The sequence below is a fragment of the Streptomyces griseosporeus genome (assembly GCF_014656055.1).
In the GTDB taxonomy this organism is placed as follows: Bacteria; Actinomycetota; Actinomycetes; order Streptomycetales; family Streptomycetaceae; genus Streptomyces; species Streptomyces griseosporeus.
The window spans coordinates 737494-745804 of sequence record NZ_BNBR01000003.1 but is presented as its reverse complement, the minus strand read 5'-3'; the positions used below and the strand labels follow the sequence as shown (position 1 = coordinate 745804).

Here is an 8311-nt window from a genome sequence, read left to right as displayed (position 1 = left end):
TCCGTCTTCCGACCCTCCGAGCCTTTGTCACCACGCGTCGTAAGGACCGCCCATGGACCTGAGCCTGTTCTATTTCGCGCACGACTCCACCGCCCCGGGGCAAGCCGGCCGCTACGAGCTGCTGATCGAGGGGGCGAAGCTCGCCGACCGGTCGGGCCTGGCCGCCGTATGGACCCCGGAGCGGCACTTCGACCCCTTCGGCGGGGCCTACCCGAACCCCGCCGTGCTCGGCGCGGCCGTGGCCATGTGCACCCGGCGCATCGGCATCCGGGCCGGCAGCGTCGTCGCCCCGCTGCACCACCCGGCTCGGATCGCCGAGGAGTGGTCGGTGGTCGACAACCTGTCCGGCGGCCGCGCGGGCATCGCCTTCGCCTCCGGCTGGAACACCGTGGACTTCGCGCTCCGCCCGGAGAACCACGCCGACCGGCGCACCCTGGTCCGCGACATCGCCGAGGACGTACGACGGCTGTGGCGCGGCGAGGCCCTCGCCACCACGGACGGCCTCGGCCGGCCGGTCGACATCCGCGCCTACCCGCCCGCCGTGCAGAGCGAACTGCCCGTCTGGCTGACCTCGGCCGGCGGCGTCGACACCTTCCGGGCCGCCGCCCGCATGAAGGCCGGCATCCTGACCCACCTGCTCGGACAGTCCCTCGACGAGGTCGCCGCGAAGATCGCCGAGTACCGGCGGGTCGCCGCCGAGGAGCACGACGGCTGGTCCGGCCATGTCGTGCTGATGCTGCACACCCTGCTCGGCGACGACCTCGACCAGGTCCGCGAGCAGGTGCGCGAGCCCTTCACCAACTACCTGAAGAGCTCCGCCAACCTCACCGCCAAGTCGTTCACCGGCAAGGACATGGACCTGTCCCAGCTCAACGCCGACGACATGGACTACCTCGCCGCCCGCGCCTTCGACCGCTACTTCGAGACCGGCGGTCTCTTCGGCAGCGTCGAGCGGGCCGCCGAACTGCTGCCGCGCGTCGCGGCCCTGGGCGTCGACGAGATCGGCTGCCTGGTGGACTTCGGAGTGGACTCCAGGGCCGTACTCGACGGCATCGACAAGCTCGGCAAGCTGAACGAGATCATCTCCCGATAGGAGCCGGAGACGTCATGAGCACCACCGTGAGCGAGAACCTCACCTGGGCCCCGCACGAGATCACCGCGGCCGAGGCCCGGGGACGCGACCTGGCCGCGCACCTCACCGCGCTGGGCGCACAGGGTCTGACCGACCTGCTGACCGAGCACAAGGCGCTCGTCTTCCGCGGCTTCGGCGTCCCGCCCGAGTCCATCGACCCCGTCCTGGACCGGCTGCTGCCCACCCGGCTGCCGTATGTGCACGGCAACTCGCCCCGCACCCGGGTCAAGGGCAACCTCTACACCTCGACCGAGTACCCGCAGCGCTTCACCATCTCCATGCACAACGAGCTGAACTACGCCCGCAGATGGCCGGCGCGGCTGGCGTTCTACTGCGAGAAGGCCGCCGAGTCCGGTGGCGCGACCCCGGTCGTGGACGGCGAGCTGTGGCTGAACTCGCTGCGCCCGGAGGTCCGGGAGGCCTTCGCGGGCGGCATCCGCTACGTGCAGAACCTGCACGACGGATACGGCCTCGGCAAGAGCTGGCAGGACACCTTCGAGACCGACGACAAGGCCGAGGTGGAGCGCTATCTGGCGGCCGCGGAGGCGGAGTGGGAGTGGGGTCCCGACGGCATCCGCGTGGTCCAGCACCGGCAGGCCACCACCACGCACCCGGTGACCGGCACCGAGGTCTGGTTCAACCAGGCCGACCAGTGGCACCCGGCCGGACTCGGCGACGAGACCGCCAAGGAGCTGTACGACATCCTGCCGCCCGAGGAGTTCCCGCAGTACGTCACGTTCGCGGACGGCGCCCCCATCCCCGACGAGTACGTCACGCACATCCGTGACGTCGGCCTGGACCTCGCGGTCGACGTGGACTGGCGCGAGGGCGACGTCCTCGTCATCGACAACGTCCTCACGGGCCACGGCCGCCGCCCCTTCGAGGGCACGCGCCGCATCCTCGTCGCCATGTGCGACTGAGCCCCCGAACGCGCGACCCCGCCCACCCCTCACCGGGGGTGGGCGGGGTCTGCCGCTTCACGGGCCGGACGCTTGCCGGCCGCGGGCCGTCACGCCCGCAGATACGCCAGCACCGCGAGCACCCGGCGATGCCCCTCCGTGTCCACGGGGAGGTCCAGCTTGTTGAAGATGTTGCCGATGTGCTTGTTCACCGCCGCCTCGCTGATGAACAGGTGCTTGGCCAGGCTCGCGTTGGTGCGGCCCTCCGCGATCAGCGCGAGCACCTCGCGCTCACGGGCGCTGAGCCGCTCCAGCGGGTCCTGGCGCAGCTGCACCAGCTGCTGGATGACCTCCGGGTCCACCACGGTCCCGCCGGCGGCGACCCGTTCGATCGCGGAGGTGAAGTCCGCGACCTTGCCCACCCGTTCCTTGAGCAGGTAGCCCACCCCGGCGCCGCCGCCCGAGTCCAGCAGGCGCAGCGCGTAGGACCGCTCCACGTACTGGCTGAGCACCAGCACGGGCAGCCCGGGGAACTCCGTGCGCAGCTCGACCGACGCGCGCAGTCCGTCGTCGCCGAGCGAGGGCGGCATCCGGACGTCCGTGACGATCAGGTCGGGCCGGTCCGCGCGGACCGCCTCGACCAGGGCGTCGGCGTCGCCGACGGCCGCCACCACCTCATGGCCGACCCGTTCCAGCAGTCCGACCAGGCCTTCGCGCAGCAGCACGGCGTCCTCGGCCACGATCAGGCGAAGCGACACGGGACCTCCACGTGCACCAGGGTGGGACCACCGACCGGGCTCGACACCCGCATCCGGCCGTCGAGCGCGGCGACCCGGTCCGCGAGCCCGGTCACGCCGCTGCCCGCGGGGTCGAGCCCGCCCCGGCCGTCGTCCTTGATGTCGAGGATGAACAGGTCGGAATGGTACCGGCCGTGGACGTGCGCGGTCGTGGCGCCGCTGTGCTTGGCGATGTTCGTCATGGCCTCGTTGATCAGGTAGTACATCGTCGTCTCGAGCTTTCTGGGCAGCCGCTGGGGCAGCTTCAGGTCCACGGTCACCGGGATCGGGAAGCGGCCCGCGTAGTCCTCGATGGCCGCGACGAGTCCGTGGTCGGCGAGGACCGGCGGGTTGAGGCCCCGGATCAGGGCACGCAACTCCTGGTGCGCGGTCGACAGCTGGTTCTCGGCCTGGGTGAGCAACTCGTCCTGCGTGGAGCCCTCCTCGACGTCCAGGCGCATCAGGGCCAGGGTCATGCCCAGCGACACGAGATGCTGCTGGGCCCCGTCGTGCAGGTCGCGCTCGATCCGCACCCGCTCGGCGTCGAAGGAGTCCAGCAGACGCGACTGCGAGGCGCGCACCTCGCGCAGCTCCTCGCCCAGCTCCCTGTCCCGCGGGGCGAGGAACGTACGGGCCATCACGGCGCGGGCGCCCGCCCACGAGGTCACCGTGTAGGGCGAGGTGAGCAGCACGATCACGGCGAACACCGTCCACGGCCAGGTCTCCTTGGACGTCGAGGCGATCAGCGTGGCCGGCACCCCGAAGGAGAAGCCCAGCACCAGGAGGTCGAGCCACCACAGGGCCGCCGCGGACAGCAGCGTGAACACCAGCTCCCGCCAAGTGGCCTGCTCCTTCAGCCGGGTGGCCACCCAGCCGCGCAGGCCCGGGGCGTCCGGGCTGCGGTGCGGGTCGGTCAGCCGGTCGAGGTCCACCAGGGACAGCCGCCGGCGCTCCACCGTGGCCACCACGGTGGAGGCGAGCACCAGGCCGACCAGCGGCGCCACCCCGATCAGTACGACGAGCAGGGCCAGGCCCGCGGCCAGGCCGACCGCGAAGACGAGGACCGCCGCGGCACCGACCAGGACGCCGCCGCTCAGATACGCGAGGGACCGCCAGGGCCAGCTGGAGGTCAGAAAGCTCAGGGGACGCTGAGCCATGGCCTGCCAGGCCGTTGTGGGTTGCATGCGCCCAACGTACCCAGCGGACCTCTACGGGATCCCCGCGATCACGGCAGGCACCGCTCTCGCGGTCCGGAAGTAGAGCTGGCTCTACCTCAGGAGTAGAGAGCGGGTCAGTGCCCGGGCCACCCCCCGCACGGTGAAATCGATGCATGACGACGACGAGCCACATCACCCCCACACAGAACGCGGTCGAACTCCACGGCCTCCGCAAGGTGCACGGCACCGGCGGACGCCAGGTGACCGCTCTGGACGGCGTCTCCCTCAGCTTCCCCCGCGGCACCTTCACCGCGATCATGGGCCCCTCCGGTTCCGGCAAGTCGACCCTGCTGCAGTGCGCGGCCGGCCTCGAACAGCCCTCCGAGGGCAAGATCATCCTCGCGGGCACGGACATCGGCCGGCAGAACGAGAAGGAGCGCACCGAACTGCGCCGCAAGCACGTCGGATTCGTGTTCCAGGCCTTCAACCTGGTCGAGTCCCTGACGGCCGCGCAGAACGTGGAGCTGCCCTCCCGGTTCGCCGGCCGCAAGGTCAGCCGCGAGCAGGTCGACCAGGCGCTCGCCTCCGTCGGACTCGCCGAGCGCGCCGGACACCGTCCCAGTGAGCTGTCCGGCGGTCAGCAGCAGCGCGTCGCCCTCGCCCGCGCCCTCGTCACCCGCCCCGACGTCCTCTTCGCGGACGAGCCGACCGGCGCCCTGGACACCGTCACCTCCCGCGAGGTGCTGCGGATGATGCGGATGCTGGTGGACCAGGAGGGCCAGACCACCCTGATGGTCACTCACGACCCGGTGGCCGCGGCCCACGCCGACGTCGTCGTCTTCCTCAAGGACGGCCGCATCGCCGACCGTATCTCGCTCGACCGCCAGGCCGGTGTCAACAACGCCGCGGCGATCGCCACCCACATGGCCCGGCTGGAGGCCTGACCGACATGCTGATCCTCGCGAACGTCCGTGAACGCTGGTCCGGTTTCCTCGGCGCCTTCGTCGCCGTCCTGGTCGGCGTGGCCCTGATCACCACCACCCTGGTCATCTACGACTCCGCCAAGGCCAAGGTCCAGCCCCGCTACCAGGGCACCGCGGCCCTCGCCCTGCCGCCGCAGGCCGTCGACGTCGGCGGCAGCCCCGAGGACCGGATGCCCTGGAGCGAGACCGAGGCGAAGCCGCTGGTCTCCGGCCTGGAGAAGGTCCCCGGCGTCGCCGGCGCGGTCGTGGACCGCTCCTTCTACGCCCAGGCGATCAGGAACGGCAAGCCCGTCACCGACGAGGGCGCCCTGGAGTCCGGGCACGGCTTCTCCAGCGCCCGGATGGCACCGTACAAGCTGGTCTCCGGCCGGGCCCCGGCCGCGGCGGGCGAGGTCGTGGTCGACCGCGCCCTCGGCGCGGCCGTCGGCAGCGAACTGACCGTCAACGTCACGCAGGGACGCCAGCAGTTCAAGGTCGTCGGCACCGTGGACGGCCCCGGCTACTACTTCAGCGAGCAGTTCGCCGCCCACCAGCAGCCCGGTGTCTCCACCATCGCCCTGATCCCCGACAAGGGCGCCGACACCGGTGCGATCGTCAGCGCGGCGAAGAAGGTCGTCGGCGAGCACGGCAGCGTCGTCTCCGGCGACGGACGGGCCGAGCTGCAGCCCGAGTACATCGAGCACAAGCGCTTCCTCGGCGTCCAGCTGATCAGCGCCATGGCCATCCTGGGCCTGTTCACCACCGTGTTCGTGGTGGCCTCGATGCTGGTCCTGTCGACCGGGATGCGCCGCCGCGAGATCGGCCTCCTGCGCACCATCGGCGCCTCGCCCAAGCAGGTCCGCCGCATGATCCTCGGTGAGGCCGCCGTGGTCGGCCTGGCCGGCTCGATCGTGGGCTGCGTGGCCGGTGTGGCCGCCTCGCCGCTGCTGCTGTCGATCCTCAAGGGCCTGGACGTCACCCCGCCCGGCATGCGGATCGACGTCGCCGCCTGGCCGCTGCTCGTGGCCTCCGTGATCGGTATCGGCGTCAGCGTGATCGGCGCCTGGGCCGCGGGCCGCAAGGCCGCCAAGGTCGCCCCGATCGAGGCGCTGCTCGACAGCCGCTCCGCCAACCAGGGCATGGGGCGCGGCCGCTGGATCGCCGGCCTGTCCGTCCTCGGTCTCGGCGTCGTGCTCGCCGTCGGCACCGCCACCAGCACCGCCGACAACCGCATCAACATGGCGATCTTCGCCACCATGACGCTGATCGTCGCGGCGGCCCTGCTGGCCCCCGTGTTCGTCGGACCCGTCGGACGGATCCTGACCGCCCCCTTCCAGCGCGGCGGAAAGGCCGCCCCGGTCCTGGTCCGGGCCGAACTGGTCGCCAACCCGCGCCGCGCCGCCTCCCTGGTGGCCCCGGTGATCGCCGCCGTCGGCTTCGCGGTGCTGCTCAGCGGCATGGTCGAGACGATGCGGGTCGCCTACCCGGCCGGTGAGGCACTGAAGGTCGCGGGCCAGACGATCGTCACGCCGGACGGCACCCCCGGCAACACCGACGAGGTCGTCGCCGCCAACCCGGTCGGCAAGGCCGCCCTGCCGACCCGCGCGTTCGTCGAGCCGAAGAAGGCGAGCGGCGGTACGGCCACCGTCCTGGACGTCCTCGGCAGCCGCGACCCGAAGTGGAACAAGCAGGGACAGGCCGTCCTCGGCGAGAAGACCGCCGGTGAACTGGGCCTGAAGCAGGGCCAGGACGTCCCGGTCCGGTTCGCGGACGGCGCGACCGTCACGCTCACCGTCGCCAAGGTGCTGCCCGACGACCCGGCCCGTGGTGACTTCGTGGTCGCCCGCGACCTGGTCCGCGCCCACGACCCGGCCGCGCTCACCGACGACATCTTCGTCCCCGCCGGCCTCAAGGCCTCGGCCGCGGTCCCCGGAGTGGCCCTGCACGACGCCGCCCAGTTCGCCCTGGCCGACTACAACACCGACGCCAAGCTCACCGACTCCCTCGCCATGATGCTGATCGTCATCGCCGTCGGCTACAGCGTGATCGCCGTCGCCAACAGCATGGCCATGGCGGCCCACGGCCGGCGCCGCGACTTCGGGGTGATGAAGTCGGCCGGCGGCACCGTCCGCCAGCTGCTGTTCACCTCGGTCGGCGAGACCACCCTGGTCGTCGTCATCGGCGCCGCCCTCGGTGTGCTGGTCACGCTGCCCCCGCTGGCCGGCATGGCGGCGGGCCTGTCCGAGGCCACCTCCTCGGACGTGAGCCTGCACCTGAACACCGGCACCATCGTCACCGCCGTCCTCGGCACGCTGGCGGCGGCGGTCCTCGCCGGGGTCGCCGTCACGGCCAAGACGCTCAAGCGGCAGACGGCGTAAGGCGCAGGGGGCGAGAGGCGAAAGGCCGGAAGGAGGACGTACACGCAGGCGGCGGCCCCGGGAACCCCCGGGGCCGCCGCCTTTCGCGTGCCCGGCCGCGCCCGCCGCCCCACCCCCTCCCCGCCCTTCCCGGCCCCCGGTTATAGAGCCCGGATAGCACCGCTGGATGTGCTGGTCGGCGCAAGCGCGATGGGAGGGGAAGAAAGTGACCGTTGAGGACCTGCACACGCAGTCACGGTGGCTCAAGACGTTCCGCCGTGTGGCGAGGCCCCGGTGCCGGCTCGTGTGCGCCCCGCACGCCGGCGGCACCGCGCAGGCGTACCGCGCCTGGCCCGCGGGCCTGCCCGCCGACGTCGAGGTGCACGGCGTGCAGTACCCCGGCCGGCAGGACCGGCTCGGCGAGCCCGCCCCCCACTCCATGGACGACCTGATCGGCCCGATCGCCGACTCCCTGGAGCCCTTCCTCGGCGAGCCCCTCGCCCTGTTCGGCCACAGCATGGGCGCCGTCGTCGCGTACGAAGTCACCCTCGAACTCGAACGCCGCCACGGGCAGGTCGTCGACCTGCTCGCCGTCTCCGGGTCCCGCGCCCCCCACGAGCGCGAGAACCACGACCGGCACGCCCTGGACGACGAGGGCCTGATCGAGGAACTGCGCCGCCTCAACGACGGCTTCACCGACCTGCTCGACTCCCCCGAGCTGCTCGAACTCGTCCTGCCCTCCATCCGCGCCGACTTCGGCGTCGTGGCCGGCTACCTCCGCACCCCGCCGGTCCCGGTGCGCGCCCCCCTGCTCGTCCTCGGCGGCAGCGAGGACCCGGACGTCTCACCCGAGCAGCTCACCCGGTGGCGGGCCTGCGCGGGCGGCGCCTTCGGCACCCGCGTCCTGCCCGGCGGCCACTTCTACCTCGACGACGAGCAGCCGGTGCTCGACCAGCTCACCCCCTGGCTGCCGGGCCGCCGTTCCTGAACCCCGCACGTCACGGCGCCGATCGCGTCGCACAGACCCC

7 protein-coding genes are annotated in these 8311 nt (G+C 72.1%); 5 read left to right on the top strand and 2 right to left on the bottom strand.

Annotation, left to right across the window (positions count from 1 at the left end; translation table 11 throughout):
* Nucleotides 1-52: 52 nt before the first annotated feature.
* A complete protein-coding gene (locus tag IE308_RS18040) occupies nucleotides 53-1093 on the top strand; it encodes a MupA/Atu3671 family FMN-dependent luciferase-like monooxygenase (protein WP_110630124.1) in 1041 nt (346 codons plus the stop codon).
* Between the two features lie 14 nt (nucleotides 1094-1107).
* Entirely contained in the window at nucleotides 1108-2052 is a 945-nt protein-coding gene (locus IE308_RS18035) for a TauD/TfdA family dioxygenase (protein ID WP_190218697.1), read from the top strand.
* Between the two features lie 89 nt (nucleotides 2053-2141).
* Here IE308_RS18035 and IE308_RS18030 read toward each other — a convergent pair whose 3' ends face one another.
* Both IE308_RS18030 and IE308_RS18025 read right to left on the bottom strand, forming a co-directional pair.
* Nucleotides 2142-2789, bottom strand: coding sequence for a response regulator (locus IE308_RS18030; RefSeq protein WP_110630126.1), 648 nt, complete (start codon nucleotides 2787-2789; stop codon nucleotides 2142-2144).
* Entirely contained in the window at nucleotides 2774-3991 is a 1218-nt protein-coding gene (locus tag IE308_RS18025) for a sensor histidine kinase (protein WP_229908920.1), read from the bottom strand. Before IE308_RS18025 ends, IE308_RS18030 begins: the two co-directional genes overlap by 16 nt.
* Nucleotides 3992-4137: 146 nt before the next feature.
* Here IE308_RS18025 and IE308_RS18020 point away from each other — a divergent pair, with 146 nt between their 5' ends.
* The 3 genes from IE308_RS18020 (at nucleotide 4138) to IE308_RS18010 (ending at nucleotide 8271) form a co-directional block, all read left to right on the top strand.
* Nucleotides 4138-4908: an ABC transporter ATP-binding protein gene (locus IE308_RS18020; RefSeq protein ID WP_110630128.1), complete on the top strand. Its 771-nt coding sequence runs from the start codon at nucleotides 4138-4140 to the stop codon at nucleotides 4906-4908.
* 5 nt (nucleotides 4909-4913) lie between these two features.
* Nucleotides 4914-7304, top strand: coding sequence for an ABC transporter permease (locus IE308_RS18015; RefSeq protein WP_190218696.1), 2391 nt, complete (start codon nucleotides 4914-4916; stop codon nucleotides 7302-7304).
* A gap of 259 nt (nucleotides 7305-7563) precedes the next feature.
* On the top strand, nucleotides 7564-8271 hold the full coding sequence (locus IE308_RS18010; RefSeq protein WP_229908919.1) for a thioesterase II family protein: 708 nt from the start codon (nucleotides 7564-7566) through the stop codon (nucleotides 8269-8271).
* Nucleotides 8272-8311 lie beyond the last annotated feature (40 nt).